Annotated in this window: 21 protein-coding genes; 13 read left to right on the top strand and 8 right to left on the bottom strand. The window is 68.7% G+C overall.

Annotated elements, in window-relative coordinates:
• Positions 1 to 282: 282 nt before the first annotated feature.
• The 6 genes from E3U25_RS08670 to E3U25_RS08645 all read left to right on the top strand — a co-directional run bounded on the left by E3U25_RS08670 (position 283) and on the right by E3U25_RS08645 (position 6,356).
• Entirely contained in the window at positions 283 to 1,449 is a 1,167-nt protein-coding gene (locus E3U25_RS08670) for an acyl-CoA dehydrogenase family protein (RefSeq protein ID WP_116220627.1), read from the top strand.
• Between the two features lie 9 nt (positions 1,450 to 1,458).
• Positions 1,459 to 2,334 (top strand): HpcH/HpaI aldolase/citrate lyase family protein, encoded by an 876-nt coding sequence (locus tag E3U25_RS08665; protein ID WP_116220628.1) that lies wholly within the window; start codon positions 1,459 to 1,461, stop codon positions 2,332 to 2,334.
• Positions 2,335 to 2,359: 25 nt separating this feature from the next.
• On the top strand, positions 2,360 to 3,592 hold the full coding sequence (locus E3U25_RS08660) for a CaiB/BaiF CoA transferase family protein (protein ID WP_036760879.1): 1,233 nt from the start codon (positions 2,360 to 2,362) through the stop codon (positions 3,590 to 3,592).
• Between the two features lie 24 nt (positions 3,593 to 3,616).
• On the top strand, positions 3,617 to 4,096 hold the full coding sequence (locus E3U25_RS08655) for a MaoC family dehydratase (RefSeq protein WP_036760877.1): 480 nt from the start codon (positions 3,617 to 3,619) through the stop codon (positions 4,094 to 4,096).
• A gap of 9 nt (positions 4,097 to 4,105) precedes the next feature.
• Complete coding sequence (locus E3U25_RS08650) at positions 4,106 to 5,215, top strand: CaiB/BaiF CoA transferase family protein (RefSeq protein ID WP_116220629.1); 1,110 nt, start codon at positions 4,106 to 4,108, stop codon at positions 5,213 to 5,215.
• Between the two features lie 121 nt (positions 5,216 to 5,336).
• Positions 5,337 to 6,356 (top strand): TRAP transporter substrate-binding protein, encoded by a 1,020-nt coding sequence (locus E3U25_RS08645; protein WP_116220630.1) that lies wholly within the window; start codon positions 5,337 to 5,339, stop codon positions 6,354 to 6,356.
• Between the two features lie 42 nt (positions 6,357 to 6,398).
• Here E3U25_RS08645 and E3U25_RS08640 read toward each other — a convergent pair whose 3' ends face one another.
• Positions 6,399 to 7,409, bottom strand: a complete 1,011-nt coding sequence (locus E3U25_RS08640) for a TRAP transporter substrate-binding protein (RefSeq protein ID WP_116220631.1) — start codon at positions 7,407 to 7,409, stop codon at positions 6,399 to 6,401.
• A gap of 247 nt (positions 7,410 to 7,656) precedes the next feature.
• Positions 7,657 to 8,781 carry a DcaP family trimeric outer membrane transporter gene (locus E3U25_RS08635; RefSeq protein ID WP_072464234.1) on the bottom strand — a complete coding sequence of 375 codons (1,125 nt, stop codon included), beginning with the start codon at positions 8,779 to 8,781 and terminating at the stop codon, positions 7,657 to 7,659.
• A 479-nt stretch (positions 8,782 to 9,260) separates the two neighbouring features.
• Between E3U25_RS08635 and E3U25_RS08630 the strand changes: the two genes are divergently transcribed.
• The 4 genes from E3U25_RS08630 to E3U25_RS08615 all read left to right on the top strand — a co-directional run bounded on the left by E3U25_RS08630 (position 9,261) and on the right by E3U25_RS08615 (position 13,460).
• On the top strand, positions 9,261 to 10,469 hold the full coding sequence (locus E3U25_RS08630) for an MFS transporter (RefSeq protein ID WP_166435379.1): 1,209 nt from the start codon (positions 9,261 to 9,263) through the stop codon (positions 10,467 to 10,469).
• 80 nt (positions 10,470 to 10,549) lie between these two features.
• Entirely contained in the window at positions 10,550 to 11,470 is a 921-nt protein-coding gene (locus E3U25_RS08625) for a LysR family transcriptional regulator (protein WP_036760353.1), read from the top strand.
• A 178-nt stretch (positions 11,471 to 11,648) separates the two neighbouring features.
• Positions 11,649 to 12,671 carry a TRAP transporter substrate-binding protein gene (locus tag E3U25_RS08620; RefSeq protein ID WP_166435380.1) on the top strand — a complete coding sequence of 341 codons (1,023 nt, stop codon included), beginning with the start codon at positions 11,649 to 11,651 and terminating at the stop codon, positions 12,669 to 12,671.
• A 3-nt stretch (positions 12,672 to 12,674) separates the two neighbouring features.
• Positions 12,675 to 13,460, top strand: a complete 786-nt coding sequence (locus tag E3U25_RS08615; RefSeq protein ID WP_116220633.1) for an enoyl-CoA hydratase/isomerase family protein — start codon at positions 12,675 to 12,677, stop codon at positions 13,458 to 13,460.
• Here the strand turns inward: E3U25_RS08615 and E3U25_RS08610 are convergent.
• The 3 genes from E3U25_RS08610 to E3U25_RS08600 form a co-directional block, all read right to left on the bottom strand.
• Positions 13,450 to 14,127, bottom strand: a complete 678-nt coding sequence (locus E3U25_RS08610) for a TetR/AcrR family transcriptional regulator (protein WP_116220634.1) — start codon at positions 14,125 to 14,127, stop codon at positions 13,450 to 13,452. The genes E3U25_RS08615 and E3U25_RS08610 overlap by 11 nt on opposite strands.
• Before the next feature lie 157 nt (positions 14,128 to 14,284).
• On the bottom strand, positions 14,285 to 15,247 hold the full coding sequence (locus tag E3U25_RS08605; protein WP_140847267.1) for a LysR family transcriptional regulator: 963 nt from the start codon (positions 15,245 to 15,247) through the stop codon (positions 14,285 to 14,287).
• A 75-nt stretch (positions 15,248 to 15,322) separates the two neighbouring features.
• Entirely contained in the window at positions 15,323 to 16,261 is a 939-nt protein-coding gene (locus E3U25_RS08600) for an AraC family transcriptional regulator (protein ID WP_116220635.1), read from the bottom strand.
• A 151-nt stretch (positions 16,262 to 16,412) separates the two neighbouring features.
• On the opposite strand from E3U25_RS08600, the gene E3U25_RS08595 reads away from it, so the two are divergent.
• Genes E3U25_RS08595 through E3U25_RS08585 form a run of 3 tightly spaced genes read left to right on the top strand, consistent with a single transcriptional unit; the run spans position 16,413 to position 18,988 of the window.
• Positions 16,413 to 17,186, top strand: coding sequence for an SDR family NAD(P)-dependent oxidoreductase (locus E3U25_RS08595; protein WP_114536659.1), 774 nt, complete (start codon positions 16,413 to 16,415; stop codon positions 17,184 to 17,186).
• 14 nt (positions 17,187 to 17,200) lie between these two features.
• Positions 17,201 to 18,067 carry an oxidoreductase gene (locus E3U25_RS08590; protein WP_116220636.1) on the top strand — a complete coding sequence of 289 codons (867 nt, stop codon included), beginning with the start codon at positions 17,201 to 17,203 and terminating at the stop codon, positions 18,065 to 18,067.
• Positions 18,068 to 18,127: 60 nt separating this feature from the next.
• Positions 18,128 to 18,988, top strand: a complete 861-nt coding sequence (locus tag E3U25_RS08585; RefSeq protein WP_036760371.1) for an oxidoreductase — start codon at positions 18,128 to 18,130, stop codon at positions 18,986 to 18,988.
• A 152-nt stretch (positions 18,989 to 19,140) separates the two neighbouring features.
• Here E3U25_RS08585 and trxB read toward each other — a convergent pair whose 3' ends face one another.
• From trxB to E3U25_RS08570, 3 genes are all read right to left on the bottom strand, one after another.
• Positions 19,141 to 20,088 carry a thioredoxin-disulfide reductase gene (trxB, locus tag E3U25_RS08580; protein ID WP_116220637.1) on the bottom strand — a complete coding sequence of 316 codons (948 nt, stop codon included), beginning with the start codon at positions 20,086 to 20,088 and terminating at the stop codon, positions 19,141 to 19,143.
• Positions 20,085 to 21,512, bottom strand: a complete 1,428-nt coding sequence (selA, locus tag E3U25_RS08575) for an L-seryl-tRNA(Sec) selenium transferase (protein ID WP_116220638.1) — start codon at positions 21,510 to 21,512, stop codon at positions 20,085 to 20,087. The genes trxB and selA overlap by 4 nt, the downstream gene beginning before the upstream one ends.
• Positions 21,513 to 21,589: 77 nt before the next feature.
• Positions 21,590 to 23,071: a 5-methyltetrahydropteroyltriglutamate--homocysteine methyltransferase gene (locus E3U25_RS08570; RefSeq protein ID WP_116221661.1), complete on the bottom strand. Its 1,482-nt coding sequence runs from the start codon at positions 23,069 to 23,071 to the stop codon at positions 21,590 to 21,592.
• Between the last annotated feature and the right edge of the window lie 38 nt (positions 23,072 to 23,109).

The raw sequence follows: 23,109 nt of genomic DNA, 5'->3' as shown, positions 1-23,109 counted from the left end.
GCGGCGCCGCATAATGCAAATATATGTTGTGGATTGCTGATATAACATTTCCATATGGCAAGCGCCCGATGTGCCGGGGTGGAGGCAATTACAAGGCAATATCATCCCGCTGCGCCGCATCGGTGCGGGTCTGGCCATAGCATGAACCTATGGAACGGCTCGGGGCAGCCTTTCGCGCCGGGCGAGGGCGCCGAGATTCGTTGACCCATGGACGGCAAGGTGCCTAATGAGTGTTAGAAAATTGATCGGACCCTGATCGAGCCACGCCGAGGAGAGAGGGCAATGGGCTATCTACTGACCGACGACCAGCAGGCGATCGTCGATGCCGCAGAGAAGATCTGCGAGAACTTCCCGCTGGAATACTGGCTGAAGAAGGAACGCGACCACGCCTTCCCGCACGAGTTCTTCCAGGCGGTGGCCGATGGCGGCTGGCTGGGCATCTGCATGCCCGAGGAATTCGGCGGCGCCAACCTGGGCGTGACCGAGGCGGCGCTGTTCCTGCGCACCGTCGCGGAATGCGGCGGGCAGGCGGCGGCCTCGACCATCCACATGAACATCTTCGGCCTGCAGCCGGTGGTGCATTTCGGCACCGAGGAGCAGAAGCAGCGCTGGCTGCCGCCCTTTGCACGGGGCGAGGTCAAGGCCTGTTTCACTGTGACGGAACCCGACACCGGCCTCGACACCACCAAGCTGAAGGTGGCGGCCCGGAAGCAGGCGAATGGCGATTACCTGATCTCGGGCAAGAAGGTCTTCATCTCGACCGCGCAGCAGGCCGATCACATGCTGATCCTGGCCCGCACCACGCCGATCGAGGAGGTCAGGAAGCATTCCGAGGGGTTGAGCCTGTTCTATACCAAGCTCGATCGCGACTATGTCGACATCCGCGAGATCGACAAGCTGGGCCGCGCCGCCGTCGATACGAACGAACTGTTCATCGACAACCTGCCGGTGTCCAGGGACAGCCTGATCGGCGAGGAAGGCAAGGGGCTGAAATACATCTTCCACGGCATGAACGCCGAGCGCGTCTTCGTCGCCGCCGAGCAGGTCGGCATCGGCCGGGCGGTGCTGAAGCTGGCGACGCAATATGCCAAGGACCGCGTGGTCTTCGGCCGCCCCATCGGCCAGAATCAGGGCGTGCAGCATCCGCTGGCCCGCAACTGGGCGGAACTCGAGGCGGCGAACCTGATGCTGCTGGCCGCGGCCGAGCTTTACGACAAGGGCCTGTCCTGCGGCTCGGAAGCGAACGCGGCCAAGCTGGTGGCCTCCGAGGCCTGCATGAAGGCCTGCAACACCGCGATCCTGACCCATGGCGGCTTCGGCTATGCCAAGGAATACCATGTCGAGCGGTTCATGCGCGAGGCCTGGATCGGCTATATCGCCCCGGTCACGCCGCAGCTGATCCTGTCCAATATCGCCGAGCGCAAGCTGGGCCTGCCGAAATCCTATTGAGGTGCCGCGATGAAACCGATCCGTTCCTTCCTGTTCGTGCCCGGCAACAAGGAATCCATGCTGGACAAGGGCGCCAATGCCGGCGCCGATGCGCTGATCCTGGACCTGGAGGACAGCGTGCCCCCGGCCGAAAAGCTGGCCGCGCGCGAGCTGGTCGCCCGCAAGATCCCCGCGCTGATCGCCGCAGGCCAGCGCATCTGGGTGCGGGTGAACCGGACCGCGCATATCTATGATCTGGACGACATCCTTGCCGTGGTGCAGCCGGGCGTCGAGGGCATCTATATCTCGAAGCCCTGGGGTCCCGAGGACGTGCATATGGCGTCCTGCATGATCGCCGAAGCCGAGGCGCGGGCGAACCTGCCCATCGGCTCGGTCGGGCTGATCCCGCTGTTGGAGACGGCGCGCTCGATGCAGCTCTGCTACGAGATCGCGCAGATCCCGCGCGTGACCGGGATCGTCGGCGCGACGGCCAAGAACGCCGATGTCGGCCGGGCGCTGAAATATGTCTGGACGCCCGAGGGGCGCGAGTCGGAATACATGAAGTCCCGCGTCGTCATGGCCGCCCGCGCCGCCGGCAAGATGCCCATCGGCGGCATCTGGCAGCAGATCAAGGATCTGGAGGGGCTGGCCAAGGCCTCGGCCTTCGACCGGCAGCTGGGCATGTCGGGCGAGCTGGCGCTGCACCCGATGCAGGTCGAGACCATCAACCGCACCTATACGCCGACGGCCGATGAGGTGGCTTTCTACCAGGGCATGATCGACGCGCTGGAGGCGGCGCAGGCGCAAGGCCGGGCCTCGGTCATGTATGATGGCGAGCATATCGACATCGCCCATGCGAAGACCGCGCGCGACATCATCGCGCTGGCCCGCGAATACGCGGCCTGAACGCCAGGAAGGGGAGGGGGAGAAGATGACGAACCGACCGCTGGAGGGCATCCGCGTCCTCGACCTGACCGTGGCGCTGGCCGGGCCCTATTGCACCTTGCTTCTGGCCGGGCTGGGGGCCGAGGTCATCAAGATCGAGGCGCCTCAGGGCGGCGACATCGCCCGCTTCAACCCGCCCTTCTATGGCAAGGACGGCATCCACCTGGGCGCGCTGGAGGAAGGCGACGTGTCGCTGTCGATCCTGGCGCGGGCGCGGGCCAAGAAAAGCCTGTCGCTGGACCTGAAATCCGCCGAAGGCTTGCGGCTCTTCAAGGAACTGGCCAAGCAGTCCGACATCGTGGTCGAGAACCTCAGCGACGGCACGGTCGAGCGGCTGGGCGTGGATTACGACAGCCTCAAGGGGGTCAATCCGCGGCTGATCTATTGCTCGATCACCGGCATGGGGCGGCCCAGCCCCTATCCGGGGCTGAAGGTCATGGACATCGTGGTGCAGGCGCTGTCGGGGGTGATGGACACCACCGGCGACAAGGACGGCCCGCCGACCCGCTTCGGCCTACCCATCGCCGACCTGCTGGCGCCGCTTTACGGGGTGATCGGCATCCAGGCGGCGCTGCGCCAGCGCGAGGCCACGGGCCAGGGCCAGCATGTCATGACCTCGATGCTGGACTGCCTGTCCTCGCTCTTGCCGTTCGAGCATTTCGACGTGTTCCAGCGCATGGGCTTTCCGGCGCGCAGCGGCAACCACCAGACCCGGTTGGCGCCCTTTGGCATCTTCAGGACCAGCGACGGCCATGTCTCGATCGCGGCGGCGAACGACAAATGGGCCGGGCTGATCTTTGAGGCCATGGGCCAGCCGCAGCTGATCGAGGATCCGCGCTATGCCACGCGTGGGCCGCGGGCGGTGAATGCCGATGCGCTGAACGGGATGATCGAGGCCTGGACCCGCAACCTGACCACCGAACAGGTGATCCATGCCCTGGCCACCAGCCGCGGCGTGCCCTGCGTCAAGGTCCGCACCGCGCGCGAGGCGATGGCCGACCCCGCCTTGCGCGAAAGCGGCGCCATCGTGCCGCTGGTCCACCCGGAAGCGGGCGAGATCGACGCGGTGGGCAGCGGCATCCCGATCCGCATGTCCGGCTCGACGGTGGGGCTGGACAGGCCTGCGCCGACGCTGGGCGCGAACAATGCCGAGGTGCTGGGCCTTTTGGGCCTGGGCGCCGACGAGATCGAAAACCTGAAATCCCAGGGCGTTATCTGACCCCCGGCCAAGCGGAGAAAACCCATGAGCGTGAACTATACCGAACTGGCGACCGGCAAGTATTACGAAGAGCTTGAGGTGGGCAACATCTATCGCCACGCCATCACCCGCACCGTCTGCGAGGCGGACAACCTGCTGTTCTCGGCACTGACCTACAACTCGGCCTGGCTGCACATGGACGAGGTCTATTCCAAGGAACAGGGCCATCCCGGCCGGCTGGTGAACAGCCTGTTCACCCTGTCGCTGGCCTGCGGCGTCACCGTGGCCGACACCACGCTGGGCACCACCCAGGGCAACCTGGGCTTCTATGACGTCAAGTTCACCAACCCGGTCTATATCGGCGACACGCTGCGCAGCGAGACCGAGATCGTCTCCAAGCGCGAGTCGAAGTCGCGCCCCCATGCCGGCATCGTCGAGTTCGAGACCCGCAGCTTCAACCAGGACGACAAGATGGTGCTGACCTTCCGCCGCACCGGCATGATGCTGAAGAAAAATCCGGGCTGAGGACGCGCCATGGGACCGCTTGCCGGACTGAAGGTCATCGAACTGGCCGGGCTGGGCCCGACGCCGTTCTGCGGCATGCTGCTGGGCGATCTGGGCGCCGACGTGCTGCGCATCGACCGGCTGGCCGAGGTCGACCTGGGGCTGGACCTGCCCGACAAATACGACCTGCGCAACCGCAACAAGCGCTCGGTCGCGCTGGACCTGAAAAGCCCCGAGGGCCACGCCACGCTGATGGAACTTGTCGGCAAGGCCGACATCCTGATCGAGGGCTATCGCCCCGGCGTGGCCGAGCGGCTGGGCATCGGTCCCGAGGATTGCCGGAAGGTCAATCCCAGGCTGGTCTATGGCCGCGCCACCGGCTGGGGTCAGGAAGGCCCGATGGCGCAGATGGCGGGCCATGACATCAACTATATCGCACTGACCGGGGCGCTGGACCGCATCGGCCCGGCGGGCGGGCCGCCGGTGCCGCCGCTGAACCTGCTGGGCGATTACGGCGGCGGCGGGGTCTACCTGGCCTTCGGCCTGCTGGCGGCGGTGCATGAAGCCAGAGGCTCGGGCCAGGGGCAGGTGGTCGATTGCGCCATGGTCGACGGGGTCTCCAGCCTGCTGACCGTGTTCCACGCCTTCCGCCAGCTGGGCCAGCTCGACCCGCGGCGCGGCGCGAACGTGCTGGACGGCGGTGCGCCCTATTATGGCTGCTACGCCACCCGCGACGGCAAATATGTCGCCGTGGGCGCCATCGAGGCGCGGTTCTACGACCAGATGCTGTCGGTGCTTGACCTCGACCCCGCCACGCTGCCCGATCGCAACGACCGCGCCCATTGGCCCGGCCTGCGCGCGCGCTTCGAGGCGATCTTCGCCACCCGGACCCGCGACGAATGGGCGGCGGCGTTCGGGGGCACGGACGCCTGCTTCTCGCCGGTGCTGACGCTGGACGAGGCGGGGGGCCATCCGCAGAACCGCGCCCGGTCCCTGCTGGTCGAGGTCGAGGGCGTCGAGCAGCCGCAGCCCGCCCCGCGCTTTTCGCGCACGCCGGGCGGGATCGCACGCCTGGCCCCCGCGCGCGGCGCCCATACCGCCGAAGTGCTGCGCGACTGGGGCGTGGCGCAGGGGGGCTGAGGCCCGCAGGGCCTGCCTTTCCGTGCCATAGCTTCCTGCTATAGCACGGAAATAAAACCGTTTTTCTGCTCCCTGCTTGCTAATCTGGCGCCATCAAGCACAAGACAACGGGAGGTAAGACATGCCGAATTATCGCGGCCCGGCCTGGGCCGGGCTTTTCGCGCTGGCGCTGGCCGGAGGGGCGGCCGCGCAGGACACCACCATCAAGTTCTCGAACCTCTGGCCCGAGAACCATTACCTTTGGCAGGAAGGCGGCAAGGTCTTTGCCGATGCGGTGAACGAGGCGACCGGCGGCAAGGTCGCCTTCGCCGATTTCCACGCCAGCCAGCTGGGCAAGGACCAGCTCAGCCTGCTGAACAGCAACCTTGCGCAGATGGCGACGGTGGCCGCGCCCTATGCGCCCGACAAGCTGGGTCTGACCGGCGTCACCGAACTGCCGGGCTATTTCGGCAGCTCCTGCGAGGCGGTCGGCAAGCTCTGGCCCCTGGCGCAAGAGGGTGGCCTGCTGGACCAGAAGGAATACGAGGCGCTTGGCCTGCATGTGCTTTTCGTGGCGGTGCCGCCGCCCTACAAGCTGATGACCGCCAGGAAGCCGGTGCGCAGCCTCGAGGATCTGCGCGGACTCAAGATCCGCTCGGTCGGCGGCGCGCAGGCGGATTCGGTGCGGGCGCTGGGGGCCGCGCCGGTGCAGGTGCAGGCGGGCGAGTTCTACGATTCCGTGTCGCGCGGCACGGTGGACGGCGCGATCTATATCTGGGTCGGCGTGCCGCCCTTCAGCCTGCAAGAGGTGCTGCACCAGACCACCGAGGGCTTCCATGCCGGCTCGGCCGCGGTGCTTTACGCGATCCGGCAGCAGACCTGGGACGGGTTGCCCGACGAGGTGAAGGCGGCAATGACCGAGGCCGGCCAGAAGGCGCAGCAGAACCTTTGCGCCTATCAGGACCGCGAGGAGGACAAGATCCGCGACGGCTATGTCCAGGCGGGCACGCTTGCGGTCAATGCGCTGACCCCCGAGGAGGCGGCGCGCTGGAACGCGCTGACCGCGGGCGTGGCGGCGGATTGGGCGGCGCGGCTGGACCAGAGCGGCCGCCCCGGCACCGAGGTGCTGAAGGCGTTCGAGGCCGCGGGCGCCGGCAACTGACCGCGGATCGCATGAGGAAATGGCCCCTTCCGGGGCCATTTTTCATTGCGCCCCGGACTTGAAGGCATCCAGGATCGCCTGGCCGGGCCGGCCCTGCTTTTCCATCCCCTGCGCCCAATCGGCCGCGTTCTTGTCGAAATGCTGCTGCCACTCGGCCAGGTCCGCCTCGGACGCGGACGAGATCGTCACCTTGTCCCCGGCGGCGAATTCGTCGCGGACGGATTTTTCCAGCTCGTCCTGGTAGGAGCAAAGCTTGTCCTGCGCCTCGGCCGCGGCCTCGGTGAAGTGGGTCTTCATGTCGTCGGGCAGCGCCTGCCAGGCCTTGTCGCTCATGGCGAAGACGACCGAGCCGCCGCCCAGCTCCGCGCCTTCATAGGCATAGTCCACCACGTCCTCGAGCCCATAGATCGGCAGGGTGTAATAGGGCAGGAGCGTGCCGTCGACGGTGCCGCGCATCATGGCGTCGAAGACCTCGCCCGAACTCATGCTGACCGGCACGGCGCCGGCGCCGCGCACCAGGCTGCCGATCGCCGCGCCGTTGGCGCGCAGCTTCAGCCCGGCAAGGTCGCCGATCGCGCGGACCTGCTTTTTCGAGGTCAGCACCTTGTAGGTCGGCTGATGCGCGACGAACAGCGGATGCAGGCCCTGCGGCGCATATTCCGCCTGGTCCAGCGGCGCGCCGTCCTGGATGATGTGCCACAGCTTCGCCACCCCCTCGCAGGTGGTGTCGTGAAAGCCGGGCAATTCGGAAACCGAGGTCAGCGGCAGCTTGTCGGGGCTGTAGGACGGCACCAGCGTCACGATGTCGGCCAGGCCCGATTGCAGCACCGCCAGCGAGTCCTTGCCGAGCTGCGCCGCCGGGAAGACGCTGGTCTCGACCTTGCCGTCGGTCTTGGCCTCCAGGGCTTCGACGAAGACCTTGCCGCCATGTTCCCAGAAATAATGGGATTGCGGGAAAAGATGGGCAAAGCGCAATGTGATCTGCTCTTGGGCGGTTGCGCCGCCCGCGGCCAATATCAGCGCCAGGGCGGTGGTTGCCAGCTTGTCGAACATTTCCGTGGTTCTCCTCCAATTCGGATAGGCGCAGAATATACCAAACCACCGTTCGATTTCATGCTTCCGTCCATAGGGGAAAACGATGGCCCCGGCGCATGAACCTATGCGCCGGGGCCTTTTTCTTTTCCGGTCGCAAGCCGCGATCCCCGGCTTTCCCGGCCCGCCTGGACGGGTTGGCCGCTGGTATCCTTTCGGACGCCAGCGGCCTTTTTCCACGAGAGAGAGAGATTGATCGGGCCTATTTTCAGAAGCTGTATTGCGCGGCGAACTGGATCCTGTCGTTGTCGAACCTGGCGCCGTCGAACTGGCGGCGCTCGGCCCTGATGTATTCCAGGCCCAGCGTCACCGGCTTGACCGGCTTGTACTTGACGTTCAGATGCACCGCGCTCAGCTTGTCGGTGCCGTCCGCGGCCGCGCCGGCATGATCGTCGTAGTCGTTGACGCCATAGCCCGCGCCGATCTCGAATTGCGGGGTGATCGCATGGCTCAGCGCGATGCCGTAGCCCTTGGCGCCGATGGCCTGGCCATTCGCGTCCAGCTCGGGGGCATAGGTCGCGCTCCAGGCCGGCAGCAGCGAGGAAATGCCGTCGCCCTGGGTGTAGGAGGCCTGGATCAGCCCGCCCTGCCACAGCTTGGCATTGGCGCTGATCGTCGCGCCCCAGCTGGATTCGACGCCGTTGACCGGATGCTCCAGGCTGCGCGAGATCGCGGCCAGCTTCACGCTGCCCTGCGCGAATTTCTGCGTCACCGCGGCGGCGATGGCGACGCGGTCCTTGAGCGCCGAGTTGTCCTCTTCGAGCGAGAGCGCGGCCGAGGTGTCGCCGAACTCGGCGGTATAGCGGACCTGGCCGACGCGATAGGCCGGGGCGCCGGTCTGGCCGTTGGCGTCGATGAAGGCCGGCAGCTCGCCCACCGGGGTGAACAGGCTCCAGGTCTGGCCGGCGAGCAGGCCGTTCAGCTCGCCGAAGGCGTGGCGCAGGCGGAAGGTGCCGCCGCCGCCGCCCAGGAAGTCGCCCTCGAGGTTGAACTTCAGCTCGCCCATGTCGGTGGATTGGGCGCCGCGGATGCCGATGCGGCTTTGGTAGGCATGGGCGCGGCTGGCGGAATCCTCGGTGCTGGCGGCGGTGATGCCGGCGATGCCGCCCGAATGGATGCCGAGGTCGTGGCTGTTGTCGTAGATCAGGTCGCCCTTGACGTAGCCGTAGAAGTTCAGCGTGAAGCCGGTGGGCGTGGTCAGGCCGGCCGGCTGGGCCTGGCGCGCCTCGAGCGCGGCGACGCGGTCCTCCAGCGTCTGCGCGGCGGCGGGCAGGGCGGCAAGCCCGGCCGCCAGCGCGGCGAGGCCAAGCCCGCCGATATGGGTCTTCTTCATGGTGCTCCTCCCTGAGCCTGGTGATGCATCGCGCCGCACCGCAGGTGCGGCGGCATCGAGGACGCAGGCATGGAAAACCCGCGCGCCAATTGCCGGCGGCGCCATTGTCTTTTTGCAGCGTGGTGATTTATCCGGCGATGCCGGCGGTCATCGCATTCAAGGATTATAATGTTGATGCGTGGCCATGTTTCCCCCGTTGGCGGCTGTCGCCGTTGTTATTCTTCGCGAATCTGACGGACGCGTTCTTTCCTGATAGGCGGGCGGGGGAATTGGCGTCAAACCAAACCTGCCTTTTACCGGGCGGGTCAAAGCCGTCCCCTATTCGACCCATAGGGCGCGGCTATCCGCAAGCCGGCGGATTCGGGAATAGCCAATGCCTATGCGCCCGCCGCGCTTTCCGATGCATGAAAAAACCCGCTGTAACCTTGGGGCGGGGCGGAAAAGACTGGGGCGACGAACCTTGGATATGCGGGCGAAAGATGGACGGCAGCACCTCCAGCACGAACCCTGTCGCTGCCGGCGCGCCGATGCGCCCGGCAGCGGATCCGCCGCCTGCCGCGCATCTTCACGCGACCTTCCTGATTGCCGGATTGTGCTGTTCGACGCTGATGACGGCCCGGCTGGTATTGCCCAGCATGGCGCTGGAGCAGGGCGCGGGGGCTGCGCTGACGGGATTGCTGGCGGCGCTGTTCACGCTGGCGCCGATGCTGCTGAACCTGCGCTTCGGCCGCTGGGCCGATCGCGTCGGCACCCTGCGGCCGGCCATGGTCTCGGCGGGGCTGATCGCGGGGGCAAGCATTCCCGGACTGCTTCGGCCCGGACTGGCGCAGCTGCTGCTGGCGGCGGGGCTGATCGGGGCGGGCACCATGTTCGCCCATGCGGTCGCCACCCGCGCCGTGGCCCAGTCCAGCCCGACCGAGGCGGCCAGGGCGCGCAACCTGGGCACCATGCTGCTGTTCTATGCGCTGTTCCAGTTCCTGGGCCCCATCGCCGGGGCCGTCGCCCTTGAGCAGGGCGGCGCAAGGCCGGCCCTGGCCGTCACCTGCCTGCCCGGCGCGCTGGCGCTGCTGCTGCTTGGCCGGGGGCGGCATGTCTTTCGCGGCCCGGCGGGGGCGACGCGCGCCATGCCGCGGCGGCGGGGCGACCTGGTGATGCTGCCGGACTTGCGGCGCTGGCTTGTGACCGGCAGCATGTTCGGGGCGGTGCTGACCGTCTATCCCTTCGTCGTCTCGGTCCATGCCGCCATGATCGGCCTGTCCACGACGCAGGCCAGCCTGGTGCTGGGCGCCTGTTCGGCGGGCACCATCGTCGCGCGGCTTTGCGTGGCGCCCGTCGTGCGGCTGGTCCGGTTGCCGCTGGCGCTGGCGGCGGCGCTGATGCTGGGCGCGCTGGTCTATGCGCTGCTGCCCGCCATGACGGGCCTTGGCCTGTTCCTGGCGGGCAGCGCGGTGCTGGGGCTGTCGCTGGGCATGGGAGTGCCCATCGCGCTGAGCCTGCTGATGGGCACCACGCCCGAAGGGCGGGCCAACGAGACCATGGGCCTGTCCATGACCCTGACCAATTTCATCCAGACGCTGTTGCCGCTGCTGCTGGGCACCACGGGCGAGCATCTGGGCGTGGCGGGCATGGTCTGGGCCATGGCCGCGGGCATGGCGGCATGCGCGGTGCTGGCCGCGCGCGGGCGCTAGGGCGGGCCGCGCGTGTTGACAGCCGGCGGGTGCGGCGCGATACCCGGACGCAGAAAATCCCCGGTTCCGCGCGGTATTCCATGGCCTTCAATCGCCTGCACCTGATCCGACAGGTCGATCTGTTCTCGCTGAAGCTGTTTCTGTCGGCGGTCGAGGAGCGACAGATCGGCCGCGCGGCCATGCGCGAGAACATCTCGGCCTCGACCGCGACGAAACGGATCCAGGATCTCGAGGAGATCGCCGACGTCAAGCTGTTCGAGCGGACTCCCTCGGGGGTGGTGCCGACCCCGGCGGGGCGCGTGCTGGAACGCTACCTGCGCGCGATCTTCGGCCAGCTGGACGATCTGCGCAACGAGATCTCGGCTTTCTCGGAAGGCGTGCGGGGCGATCTGGTGGTCGCCTCGGCGCGTTCGATCATCGCGCCCTTCCTCGCCAAGGAACTGGGCGATTTCAGCCGCGAGTTTCCCATGGTCGACCTGGTCGTGCAGGAGGTCGAGAACGCCCGCATCGTGCAGGCCGTGCTGGGGGGCGAGGCCGAGATCGGCGTCTTTGCCGCCGCGGCCGGGCTGGATCTTTCGGGCGCCGACGTGGTGCCCTATCGCGAGGACCGCATCGTCGCCGTGGTGCCGCGCGACCATGCGCTGGCCGGGCGCGAGTCGGTGCGGTTCAAGGACCTGATCGCGGAACGCTTCATCCCGGTGGCCGGCCTGCGCGAGGCGCTGGAGGCGGCGGCGGCCCGCAACCATGTCGAGTTCGCGCCGAAATACATGGTGCGCAGCGGCGGGGTGGCGACCAGCCTGGTGCAGGCCGGGCTGGGCGTGACCATCCAGCCCGAATGCCTGATCTATCGCGACATGCTCGACCAGGTCGCGGTCGTGCGGCTGGACGAGCCCTGGGCCAAGCGCCAGATCCTGATCGCCACCGCCCAGGGCAGGGTGCCGGGGCGCGCGGCCTCGGTGCTGATGGCGCAGCTTCTGGATCGCCCGCCCGCCTCGGCCTGATCGCGGCCTGGTCGGGGCCACAGGTTTTTCCGATAGCCTGCATCGCTTCGGCCTGCCGAGATTGTTCTGGCCTGCCGCCCGGCATTTGCATGAAAATCGGTGGCGATACCAGACGCAGGGACGGGATCGGCCCCTGCGCGTGAAAATCGCGATGATCCGCGAAATGGGAGGAAACGACATGAAACCGATCAGCCTGGCGCTGGCCGCCGCTTTCGGCCTAGCCACGATGGCGCAACCCGGCGCGGCGCAGGATGCCGTGCATCTGAAGCTCGCCCATGGTTATCCGGCGACGCATTTCCTGTGGGAACACGGGGTGGCGCGCTTCGTGGACCGCGTGGCCGAGCAGACCGGCGGCAAGGTGACGTTCGAGGTCTTTCCCAACAGTCAGCTGGGCAAGGACCAGCTTGCGCTGCTGTCCAGCGGGCTGGCCGATGTCGCGCTGCTGACCCCGGCGATCGCGGGCGGAAAGCTGCCCCTGACCTCGGTGACCGAGCTTCCCGGCCTGTTCGGCACCTCTTGCGAGGCGACCCGGAAGTTCTCGGAAATCGCCAAGGAGGGCGGGCCGCTCAACGAAGCCGAATACAAGCCGCTCAAGCTGCATGTGCTCTATGTGCTGACCGTCCCGCCCTATACGGTCATCACCACGAAAAAGCCGGTCGCCTCGCTTGCCGACATGTCGGGGCTCAAGATCCGGGTGGCGGGCAACGCCATGACCAAGACCGTCGGCGCGCTTGGCGGCGTGCCGGTGCAGATCCCCGGCCCCGAGATGTTCGACGCCCTGACCCGCGGCACGGTCGATGGCGCGCTTTATTCGCACATGGCGCTGCCCTCGCTGAAGCTCGATCAGCTGTTCAAGTATTCGGTCGGCGGCATGTCGCTGGGCGGCGGCAGCGTCGTGCTGGCCATGTCGGACCGGGCCTGGGAAGCGCTGCCCGAGGATGTGAAGGCCGCGATGAACGAGGCCGGCCCGATCACCGAGATCGAAAGCTGCAGCTGGCAGGACGAGCAGGAGGCGAGCTTCAGCAAGGAGCTGGCCGAAGAGCGCGACTGGCAGATCGCCACGCTTTCCCCCGAGGAAAAGGCGCAATGGGAGGCGCGGATCACCGAGGTCGCCAAGGACTGGGCGGCCGAGATGGAATCCACCGGCAAGCCCGGCGACGCCATCCTCGAGGCGTTCCGCAACGCCAAGGGGACCGAGTAGGCCGTGGCGCCGCCCGTGCTTTCCGTCGGCCGCGCCGGCGCCGTGGGCGTCCTTGAACTGGCCCGCCCGGACAAGTTCAACGCCATCACCCACGAGGTGTTTCGCCTGATGGCCGAGGCGCTGGACGCCTTCGAGGCGGAAGGCTCGGGCATCCGCGCGGTGCTGGTCTGCGCGCAGGGCCGGCATTTCTGCACCGGCGGCGACCTGGCCGAAGCGCAGTCGATGGAGGGCGACCCGGCGGCGCTCGCGCGCTACCTGGAGGACATGAACCGGGGGCTGTGCCGGCTCGAGGCCAGCCTGCTGCCGGTCGTGGTGGCCTGTCAGGGGCTGGCGCTGGCGGGCGGGCTGGAGCTGGCGCTTTGCTGCGACGTGGTCTTTGCCGCCGGCGATGCCCGTTTCGGCGACCAGCATGCGCAATACGGGCTGGTGCCGGCCTGGGGCGCGACCCAGCGCCTGCCGCGGCTGGTCGGCATGAAGCGGGCGCTGGACCTGATGTATTCCGGCCGCTGGATCGACGCGGCGACCGCCGAAGGCTGGGGCGTGGTGAACCATGTCGTCGCGGCAGAGGGGCTGCGCCAGGCGGCGCTGGACTATTGCGCGGATCTGGCGGGGAAAAGCCGGCCCGGACTGCGCGCCATGAAGGAGCTGGCGCGGGCCTCGGAAAGCCTGCCGCTGGAGCAGGGCTTGCGCTCCGAACAGGCCAGGGTGGTCGCCGTCATGCAGGGCCCGGACCCGCAAGAGGGGATCGCGGCCTTCCTGGAAAAGCGCGCGCCGCGCTTTAGCGGCTGACCAGCGCGCCGGGGTGTTCCGCCCTGGCGCCGCCCTGCCCCTGCCGCCCCAGCCCGCCGTCCAGGCAGGTCGTTATGATGAGATGGCAGACATCGTCGATGCTCATGCGGCTGGGGCGATACCATTCGATGCTGCGGCTCATCGTGCCGATCAGGAAGGGCACCACCAGGCGAATGTCCATGTCGTTGCGAATCTCGCCCTCGCGCATGCCTTCGGCGACAAGGTCGTGCCAGATCCGGGCATAGGCGCGGCGCTCCTCGCGCTTGCGGCGCTTGAGCGTCGGCGGCAGATGCTCCCACACGCGCATGAACGAGGCCGAGTTGTTGTCGCCGGACAGGAAGGCGGTGATATGCGCCCGCATCGCTGCTGCGATCCGGTCCCGCACCGGCGCCGAGGCGCCCAGTTCCGCCACCGCCTGCGTCACCGCATCCGAGACCATGGCGATGCTGGCGCTGAGCAATTCGTCGAGGATCTGTTCCTTGGACTTGAAGTGGTAGTAGAAGCTTCCCGCCTTCATGCCCACGCGGTCGGCCAGTTCCCGCAGGTTGCATTCGCCATAGCCCTTTTCGGCGAAAAGCCGGGCGGCGGCGGCCAGGATCTCGCCCCGAGTGGTCTCGGCCTTGCGGGGCTTCGGACGGCGCTTTGGTTCGGGGGGCGTTTCCGGCATGGTCCTGGCTTTGCTTGTCCTGTTCGGCCCTATTGATCAGCCGCGCGGAAACGGGTTTGTCAACCGCGGTCGTTGCGCCTTGGCATAGGCGTATCCTATGGCCGCGGCGGATCGCGCCGCCGTCGCGGGCCCAACCCGGCCGCCTGCCCCGATCAGCTCATCCCTGGCGGCTTCTTGCGGCGGGGTCGGGTCGCCGCTGGGCATCCACGCCGCGCGCGCCGACCCACACGCCGGTCGCGATCAGCTGCTCGACCTCGGCGCGCAGCAGATCCTGCACCGATTGCGCGGCCCGGCCCAGCGGCCGGGCGGCGTTCCAGGCCAGGTTGGCGCGCCGCCACAGCCGGGGTCGCGCAAAGCGGCGCACGGACACCAGGCCCTTCGCCGCCTCTTCGGCCACCGCATGCCAGGGCAGGACCGAACAGCCATAGCCATCCGCCACCAGCCGCTTGATGCAGGGATAGGAGTCGATCTCGATGGCGGGATCGACCTGCAGGCTCTCGGCGCGCAGGCTGTGCTCGACCATGCGGCGCAGGCCGTGGGCCTCGCTGGGCAGGATCAGCGGGCTGTCCGCCAGGATCGCCAGCCCCGCCTCGTCCGCCGGCGCGCCCGGCGGGGCAAGCAGGACCAGTTCTTCCTCGAGCAGGGGGGACGAGCGCAGGCCGGCTTCCCCGATCTCGCCGTAAAGCACGCCCAGTTCGATCCTGCCCTCGCGCAGCCAGTCGCGGACAAAGCCGCTCATCGCCTCGGCGACGACGATCTTGATGCGCGGATATTGCGCGCGCGCCCTGGCGATCAGCGGCACCGACAGGATCACGCTGATCGTGCCCGGCAGGCCGATGCGCACCACCCCCGAAGGCTGGTCGCCCAGGCCCCGCAACTCTTCCTCCAGGCTGTGCATCTCGGCCAGCAGGCCCCTGGCCCGCGCGGCCAGATGCAGCCCCGCCTCGGTCGGGGTCACGCCGCCTGCGCTGCGCAGCAGAAGCGTGGTGCCCAGTTCCTCTTCCATCTTGCGCACATGCAGCGACAGGGCCGGCTGGGCGACGCCCAGGCTGGCCGCGGCGCGCGAAAACGCGCCCTCGTCCACGATGGCAACGAAATAGCGCATTTGTCGCAGATCCACGTCGGCCTCATCGGTTGGCGGCTGGCGGGCATAGAAGCATGTCTTGCGCCGGATGGCGAGGCGGGGGCGGCCGCCTCAGCGCGGCATCCCGGCGGCGGCCGGGGCTGCCGCCTGCCGCCGATACTGCGTGGGCGAGCAGGCCATGATCCGCTTGAACGCCGTGCTGAACGAGCTTTCGGATTCGTAGCCCAGCGAAAAGGCGATGGCGGCGACGTTCTCGTTGCCGCTGCGCAGCCGGTCCGCCGCCATCAGCATCCGCCAGCGCGCCAGGTAGTCCATGGCCGTGCTGCCCACCAGCGCCTTGAAGCGCTGCGCAAAGACGGTGCGCGAGATCCCGGCGACGCGCGCCAGGTCCTCCAGCGTCCAGCGGCGGGCGGGCTGGGCATGGATGGCGGCGATGGCGGGGCTGATCTGCGGATCGGTCAGCGCCAGCAACCATCCCGGCGGCAGTTCGGTGGCGCTGTCCAGGAACAGCCGCAGCACCTGGACCAGCATCAGATGCGCCAGGTGGGTGGACATCAGCGCGCTGCCCGGCTGCCGGCCGCGCAGCTCGGCGGCCCATTGATCCAGCAGCCAGCGCAGCACCTCGGCCTGGGCCGAGGCCCTGGGAATGTTGACGATGGGCGGCAGCGCGTCGAACAGCACGGCGGCATGGCTGCCGGAAAAGGAAAAGCGGCCGCTGATCAGGAACACCTCGCCACCGCCGTCATGGACGGCGATCCCGTCGCGGGCGGCCGCCTCGAGGATGGCCTTGCCGCTTGCCGCCGGCAGGGCGAGGTCGGAGGACAGCACGAAGCCGTGGCCGCTGTTCAGCAGGAAGCAATCGCCCTCGTTCAGGCGGATCGGCTGTTGCTGCCCCTCGACCACGCCCCAGCAGCCGCCGCGCATGACGGCGGTGAACTTGATCCCCGCGTGCGGGGGGAAGGCGAAGGACCAGTCCCCTGCGGCATCGAAGCCGGCATAGAACTGACCTTGCGGCCGCAGCAGCGACAGCACGTCCGAAAGCGGGTCCATCCTGAAATCCGTACGATCGAATAAGAATAGCGGACTTTCTAGCATGGGTCGTTCGCAGATCAATCCCTATCTATGCCCTCGACCGAACGCCTTGCGCGTTCAGCCGCCCGTGGATGGGCGGTCCGGTCCCGTCATTCAAAGGAAAACCGACATGAAACGCTTGCAGGACAAGGTCGCCATCGTCACCGGCGCGGGCAGCGGCACCGGCATGGGCGCGGTGATCGCCCGCGTCTTCGCCGAGGAAGGCGCGACCGTCGTCGTGACCGCCAATGCCAACCGGCAGGAGAACATGGACCGGCTGGTCGCCGAGATCACGGCCAAGGGGCAGCGCGCCTCTGCGGCGGTGCTGGACGTGACGCGGCAGGACCAATGGGCCGCGGTCGTGGCCGATACCATCGACCGCCATGGCCGCATCGACATCCTGATCAACAACGCCGGCACGCCGGGGCCGCGCGACGGCAGCTGGGACAAGGCCACGGCCGAGGATTTCCACCATGTCATCGACGTGAACCTGAACAGCCAGTTCTACGGCATCAAGGCCGTCGCGCCGCAGATGGAGCGGCAGGGCGGCGGCGCCATCGTCAACATCTCCTCGGCCGCGGGCATCATCGTGTTCCCGGACGTGCCACCGGGCTACAGCGCCTCGAAAGGGGCAAGCCGCCACCTGACCAAGGCCGCGGCGGTGGATTTCGCCCGCCGCGGCATCCGCGTCAACGGCATCTATCCCGGCCTGATCGACACGCCCATGGCCACCCATTTCACCGAAGACCCCGAGATGCTGGAGGGCCTGCTGAGGGGCATTCCCATCGGCCGCGTCGGCACCTCCGAGGAAATCGCCAGGGCGGCGCTGTTCCTGGCCAGCGACGAAGCCTCCTACGTCATCGGCGCCGAGCTGGTGGTCGATGGCGGCCTGACCATCATCTGAGCGAAAGAAAGAACATGAGCTACCAACCGAAAACCTGGCTGATCACCGGCGCCTCGTCCGGCTTCGGCAAGGCGCTGGCCGAGGCGGTCGTCGCCCATGGCGACAATGCGGTGATCACCGCCCGCCGCCTCGACCGGCTGCAAGAGATCGCGCGCGGCCACGAGGATCGCGTGCTGCCGCTGGCCCTGGACGTGACCGATGCGGCTGCGCGCGACAGGGCGGTGGCCAAGACGCTGGCGCGCTTTGGCCGCATCGACGTTCTGGCCAATGTCGCCGGGCGCGGCGTGGCGGGCGCTTGCGAGGAGTTCAGCCTTGACCAGCTGCGCGAGCAGATGGAGCTGAACTTCTTCGCCGCGGCCGAGATGACCCGCGCCGTGCTGCCGCAGATGCGGGCGCAGGGCGCGGGCAACATCCTGACCGTCAGCTCCATCGCCGGGCTGGTGGCGATGAACGCGGCCGGCCCCTATTGCGCGGCGAAATTCGCCATCGAGGGCTGGACGGAATCGCTGGCCATCGAGGCCAAGCCCCTGGGCATCCACGTCACCCTGGTCGAGCCCGGCGCCTTCCGCACCGAATTCGCCGGCGACGCGAACATGCGCCCGGTCCATCGCATCGACGCCTGGCGCCCGATGGTCGAGACCTTCGAGGGCTATCTGGAAAGCTCGGCCGGCAAGCAGATGGGCGACCCGGCGAAGGCCGCGCAGCGGATGCTGGAGGTGGTGGCCAGCGACGCCCCGCCCACGCGCCTGATGCTGGGCCGCGACGCCTGGTCGATCTGGGACGCCACCATCGCCGGGCGCCTGGAAGACATGAACGCCTGGCGCGTGCGCGGCGAGGACACGGCTTTCGACGGTGCCGACGTCGTCGAGATCGCGCTTTAGGCAACTGCGCAACCCGCCGCCCATCGCGGCACTGACAATCTTTTCGTAAAGGACAATGACATGAGCAAGATCTGGTTCATCACCGGCGCCTCCTCGGGCTTCGGCAAGGCGCTGGCCGAGGCGGTTCTGGCGCGCGGCGACAGCGCCGTGCTGACCGCCCGCCGCGCCGCCCCGCTGCAAGAGATCGCGGCCGGCCACGGCGACCGCGCCCTTGCGCTGCAACTGGACGTGACCGACGCCGCCGCCCGCGGCCGGGCGCTGGCGCAGGCGACCGGGCAATTCGGCCGCATCGATGTGCTGGCCAATATCGCCGGCGCAGGCTCCTATGGCGCGCTCGAGGAATTCACCCCCGAGCAGATCCGCGCCCAGATGGAGCTGAACTTCTTTGCCGCCGCGGAACTGTCGCGCGCGGTGCTGCCGCAGATGCGTGCGCGGAAGTCGGGCCATATCCTGAACCTGACCAGCATCGCGGGCCTCGTGGCTTTCCCCGGCAGCGGCCTCTACAACGCGTCCAAGTTCGCGCTGGAAGGCTTTACCGAGGCGCTGCATCACGAGGTCAAGCCGCTGGGCATCCGGGTGACGCTGATCGAGCCGGGTGCCTTCCGCACCGGCTTCGCCGGCAGCGCGGCGATGAAGGCCGAGGGCCGGATCCAGGATTACGCGGCGCTGAATGCGGGGATGGAGGACTATTACGCCACCCAGGACGGCCAGCAGATGGGCGATCCGGTCAAGGCCGCGCAGGTCATCATCGACATGGTGGACGGCGACACGGCCCCGGTGCGGCTGATGCTGGGCGAGGACGCATACCAGCTGTGGGAAGGCGCCGTCGCCTCGCGCGCCCGCGACCTGGCGACCTGGCGCCAGCGCGGCGAGGATACGGCCATTCCCGGCGCGCTGAAGAACACCGCCCAGGCGCTGTAGGATCGGCCCCTGCGCCCAGGGCCCGGCGGATGGCATGACGGACGCCGCCTCCCGCGCGGGGGCGGCGTTCTTGCTGTCCGGCCGCCGGCCGCCGGCGACGGCATCGGCGAAGAAAGCTTCCCGTTGCGCGCCCCGCCGCGGCCCCGTCCGCGTCACATCCCGTCGAGGTAGCGTTCCGCGTCCAGGGCGGCCTGGCAGCCGCTTGCGGCGCTGGTGACGGCCTGGCGATAGATCTGGTCCTGCACGTCGCCCGCGGCGAAGACGCCGGGGATCGAGGTCTGGGTCGCCATGCCGTGCCGCCCGCCCTGGGTGACGATATAGCCGCCGTCCATCTCGATCTGCCCGGCGAAGAGGTCGGTGTTGGGATGATGGCCGATGGCGATGAAGACGCCGTCCACCGCGATCTCGTCGACGGTCCCGTCCGCGGTGCTGCGCAGCCGGACATGGGTCACGCCGCGGTCGTCGCCCAGAACCTCGTCGATCTGGCTGTTCCAGCGCAGGGTGATCTTGCCGGCGGCGACCTTCTCCATCAGCTTGTCCTGCATGATCTTTTCGCAGCGCAGCTTGTCGCGGCGGTGGACCAGCGTGACATGGCTGGCGATATTGGCCAGATACAGCGCCTCTTCGACGGCGGTATTGCCGCCGCCGACCACGGCGACCGGCCTGCCCTTGTAGAAGAAGCCGTCGCAGGTCGCGCAGGCCGAGACGCCGCGGCCCATCATCGCCTGTTCGGACGCCAGTCCCAGGTATTTCGCCGAGGCGCCGGTGGCGATGATCAGCGCGTCGCAGGTGTAGCTGCCATTGTCGCCCTGCAGCCGGATCGGCCGGGCGGCCAGGTCGGCTGCGTTGATGTGGTCGTGGACATAGTCCGTCTCGAAGCGCTCGGCATGTTGCTGGAAGCGGACCATCAGGTCGGGGCCCTGCACGCCCTCGGCATCGGCGGGCCAATTGTCTACGTCGGTGGTGGTCATCAGCTGCCCGCCATGCGCCATCCCGGCGATGAGCATGGGCCTGAGATTGGCGCGGGCGGCATAGATCGCGGCGGTATTGCCGGCCGGGCCCGAGCCCAGGATGATCAGTTTCGAATGGCGTTCCGTCATGGCAGTTCCTTGGTTGGGGTTGGTTCGGCCAGCAGCGCGGCAAGGCCGGGCAGTTGCTCGACCAGCGGCTGCGGATCGTCGAGGCAGCGCAGGTCCAGCCAGACCGCGCCCTCGGCGATCCGCCCGATCACCGGCAGCGGCAGGCGGCGCAGCGCCCGCGCGATCCGCTCGGCGCTGGCGCCCGGCGCGGGGATGCGCAAGGCCAGGCTCGGCAGCTTTTCCAGCGGCAGCGCGCCCGAGCCGATCTGCGCCTGCGAGGCCGCGATCTCGGGCGCATGGCCGGCCGGCAGGGCGGCGGCCAGCGCGGGCAGGATCGCCTGGGCCATGGCCTGCATCTCGTCGGGCCGCCGGGCCAGGTGGCGCAGGGTCGGCAGCCGGTCCGCCAGCCGGTCGGGGTCGCGGTAAAGCGCCAGCGTCGCCTCCAGCGCCGCCAGCCGCACCTTGTCGAGCCGCAGGGCGCGTTTCAGCGGATGTTTCGCGCACCGTTCCACCAGGTCGCGGCGCCCGGCGATGAAGCCCGCCTGCGGCCCGCCGAGCAGCTTGTCGCCGGAAAACGTCACCAGGTCCACGCCCTCGGCCAGCGCGTCCTGCACGCTGCGTTCATGCGGCAGGCCCCAGCGCGACAGGTCGACCAGCGTGCCCGAGCCCAGGTCGTCGACCAGCGGCAAGCCGTGCCTGCGCGCCACCGGCAGCAGGTCCGGGCAGCGCGTCTCATGCGTGAAGCCTAGCACCTGGTAGTTCGAGGGATGCACCTTCAGCAGCAGCGCGGTGTCGGGGCCGATGGCGCCTTCGTAGTCGCGCAGATGGGTGCGGTTGGTGGTGCCGACCTCGCGCAGGCGGGTGCCGGCGCTTTCCATGATCTGCGGCATGCGGAACGAGCCGCCGATCTCGATCAGCTCGCCGCGCGAGACGATGGTCTCGCGCCCCTGGGCCAGCGCCGCCAGCACCAGCAGGATGGCGGCGGCGTTGTTGTTGACGATGCAGGCGGCCTCGGCGCCGGTGATCTCGGCGACCAGCGCCTGCACGGCATCGTCGCGCTGGCCGCGCCGGCCGGCGTCGAGGTCGTATTCCAGCGCCAGCGGCCCGGTCATGGCGCGGTTGGCGGCCTCGACCGCTCGCGGGGCGTAGATCGCGCGGCCGAGATTGGTGTGCAGCACCGTGCCGGTCATGTTGAGCACGCGCCTCATCGCCGGCGCGTTGCGGCTGTCGAGCCTTTCCAGCGCGGCCCCGGCCACCCTCCGGGCGGCGCTTTCCCGGTCCTCGGCCTCTGCGGTGCCGGCCAGAAGCTGCTGGCGGTATTCGTCCAGCAATTCGCGGATGCAGGCCAGGCTGGCGGCATGGCCATGCGCCTCGACGCAGGCGCGGCCGGCGGGCGTTTGCACGATCTCGTGCAGGGGCGGCAGGGTGGAAAGCTTGGATTGCATCTGTCAGTCCTTTGGGTGCCGGGTTGCTGCGGCCATGATGCGCGGCCCGGCGGCGATGCGACAGGGTCTTGGCGAGGTCACCGGAACCTCGCCGCGGCCTGGGCGATGGCGGCGATCTTGTCGCAGGCGAGGTCGCCGCAGCAGATCGGGTTGTCGGCGAAGGTGGCGAAGCCGCAATCTGGATGCAGCAGCACCCGTTCGCGCCCGAAGAGCGCGATGGCGCGCGCGATGCGGGCGGCGATATCGTCCACCGCCTCGGCCGCCTGCAGCTTCTGGTTCAACACGCCCACGCCGATGCGCGCGTCCTCGGGCAGGGCCGTCAGGATCGACATGTCGCCCGCGCGCGGCGTCGCGGCTTCCAGCAGATAGGCGCCCGCGCGGACCTGGGCCAGGGTGTCGATCAACGGCGCATAGCTGCCGCTCAGCGCCACCGACTCGTCGGGGGTCCAGTTGCCGCGGCAGACATGCAGCGCGATGCGGTCGCGGTCGAAGCCGTCGAAGACCGCGTTCAGCAGGTCGCGGGCAAAGCCCAGCTCATGCTCGGGCGCCAGCGTTTCCGACAGCGCGCCGCACATGAAGCTGCGCTTGTTCTTGGCGCCGGAAAAGACCACGTCCGACAGCACCGGCTCGTCGAACTGGATCAGCGCGGCGCCGGCCTCGACCAGCTCGGCCAGTTCCTCGCGCAGGACGCGCACGATGTCGGCGGCGATCTCTTCGCGGCTGGCATAGGCGCGGTCCGAGATGCATTCCATCCACATGGTCCGGGTCAGCAGATAGGGGCCGGGCAGGGCGACCTTGACCGGCCTGTCGGTCAGCGCGCGGGCGAAATCGACCTCATGCGCGACGATGGGGCGGGTGCGGCGCAGCCGGCCGAAGACCGCCGGGTGGCGCACATCGCCGGCGGGGATGTCGAGCGCGCGCAGCTCGGCCTCGAACTCCTCGGGGTGGTCGACCAGGGGCAGCAGGTCGGTCAGCGGGATCAGCTGGCAGTTTTCCAGCCGGGTGGCGACGAAACTGGCATAGCTGTCGCGGCGCTGTTCGCCGTCGGTGACGACATCGGCGCCGGCGCGTTCCTGCGCGGCGACGGCCAGCCGCACCGCGTCGTCTGCGGTCTGGTGAAAGGCGGCCTCGGACAGGCGGCCCTCGACATGGGCGTGCATGGCCTCGACCATCCAGCGCGGCCGCGGCCACGAGCCCATGCCCATCACCGCCAGCGGCGGCACCGGCGGGACGGGGCGCGCTACCCGCGGCGGCAGGGGGGCCGGTTCGGCGGGAACGGCGGGCGGCGGCTCGGCCCGGCGTTCCGACAGCGCGCCCTTGCAGATCAGGAAGGATCGCTGCCTTCCCTCGCGATGGACCGACAGGAACGCGTTGCCGGTCATCCGGCACCAGGCCGGCAGATCCTCGTCGACCGAGATCTCGGTCGAGAGGATCTCCAGCAGGCCGCCGCGCGGCAGCGGGTCGATATGCTTGCGGATCAGCAGCAAAAGGCCGTTGCCGCAATCCAGGTCGCCGCCGTCGAAGGACACGTCGGGCGGCAGCGGATGGGGGGTGGTCATGGGCGGTTCCTCCGGCGAAAGGGGGCCGCCGGCTGCCC

Origin of the sequence: Paracoccus versutus (assembly GCF_029909795.1) — a bacterium.
GTDB classification, from domain to species: Bacteria; Pseudomonadota; Alphaproteobacteria; order Rhodobacterales; family Rhodobacteraceae; genus Paracoccus; species Paracoccus versutus.
Note: the sequence above shows the minus strand (reverse complement) of the source record. Positions and strands in the feature narration are given on the sequence as shown.

What these genes read in the sequence shown, in the direction of transcription:
- E3U25_RS08670 (WP_116220627.1), top strand. Translation starts at nt 283, where the DNA reads ATGGGCTATCTACTGACCGACGACCAGCAGGCGATCGTCGATGCCGCA.
- E3U25_RS08665 (WP_116220628.1), top strand. Translation starts at nt 1,459, where the DNA reads ATGAAACCGATCCGTTCCTTCCTGTTCGTGCCCGGCAACAAGGAATCC.
- E3U25_RS08660 (WP_036760879.1), top strand. Translation starts at nt 2,360, where the DNA reads ATGACGAACCGACCGCTGGAGGGCATCCGCGTCCTCGACCTGACCGTG.
- E3U25_RS08655 (WP_036760877.1), top strand. Translation starts at nt 3,617, where the DNA reads ATGAGCGTGAACTATACCGAACTGGCGACCGGCAAGTATTACGAAGAG.
- E3U25_RS08650 (WP_116220629.1), top strand. Translation starts at nt 4,106, where the DNA reads ATGGGACCGCTTGCCGGACTGAAGGTCATCGAACTGGCCGGGCTGGGC.
- E3U25_RS08645 (WP_116220630.1), top strand. Translation starts at nt 5,337, where the DNA reads ATGCCGAATTATCGCGGCCCGGCCTGGGCCGGGCTTTTCGCGCTGGCG.
- E3U25_RS08640 (WP_116220631.1), bottom strand. Translation starts at nt 7,409, where the DNA reads ATGTTCGACAAGCTGGCAACCACCGCCCTGGCGCTGATATTGGCCGCG.
- E3U25_RS08635 (WP_072464234.1), bottom strand. Translation starts at nt 8,781, where the DNA reads ATGAAGAAGACCCATATCGGCGGGCTTGGCCTCGCCGCGCTGGCGGCC.
- E3U25_RS08630 (WP_166435379.1), top strand. Translation starts at nt 9,261, where the DNA reads ATGGACGGCAGCACCTCCAGCACGAACCCTGTCGCTGCCGGCGCGCCG.
- E3U25_RS08625 (WP_036760353.1), top strand. Translation starts at nt 10,550, where the DNA reads ATGGCCTTCAATCGCCTGCACCTGATCCGACAGGTCGATCTGTTCTCG.
- E3U25_RS08620 (WP_166435380.1), top strand. Translation starts at nt 11,649, where the DNA reads ATGAAACCGATCAGCCTGGCGCTGGCCGCCGCTTTCGGCCTAGCCACG.
- E3U25_RS08610 (WP_116220634.1), bottom strand. Translation starts at nt 14,127, where the DNA reads ATGCCGGAAACGCCCCCCGAACCAAAGCGCCGTCCGAAGCCCCGCAAG.
- E3U25_RS08600 (WP_116220635.1), bottom strand. Translation starts at nt 16,261, where the DNA reads ATGGACCCGCTTTCGGACGTGCTGTCGCTGCTGCGGCCGCAAGGTCAG.
- E3U25_RS08595 (WP_114536659.1), top strand. Translation starts at nt 16,413, where the DNA reads ATGAAACGCTTGCAGGACAAGGTCGCCATCGTCACCGGCGCGGGCAGC.
- E3U25_RS08590 (WP_116220636.1), top strand. Translation starts at nt 17,201, where the DNA reads ATGAGCTACCAACCGAAAACCTGGCTGATCACCGGCGCCTCGTCCGGC.
- E3U25_RS08585 (WP_036760371.1), top strand. Translation starts at nt 18,128, where the DNA reads ATGAGCAAGATCTGGTTCATCACCGGCGCCTCCTCGGGCTTCGGCAAG.
- trxB (WP_116220637.1), bottom strand. Translation starts at nt 20,088, where the DNA reads ATGACGGAACGCCATTCGAAACTGATCATCCTGGGCTCGGGCCCGGCC.
- selA (WP_116220638.1), bottom strand. Translation starts at nt 21,512, where the DNA reads ATGCAATCCAAGCTTTCCACCCTGCCGCCCCTGCACGAGATCGTGCAA.
- E3U25_RS08570 (WP_116221661.1), bottom strand. Translation starts at nt 23,071, where the DNA reads ATGACCACCCCCCATCCGCTGCCGCCCGACGTGTCCTTCGACGGCGGC.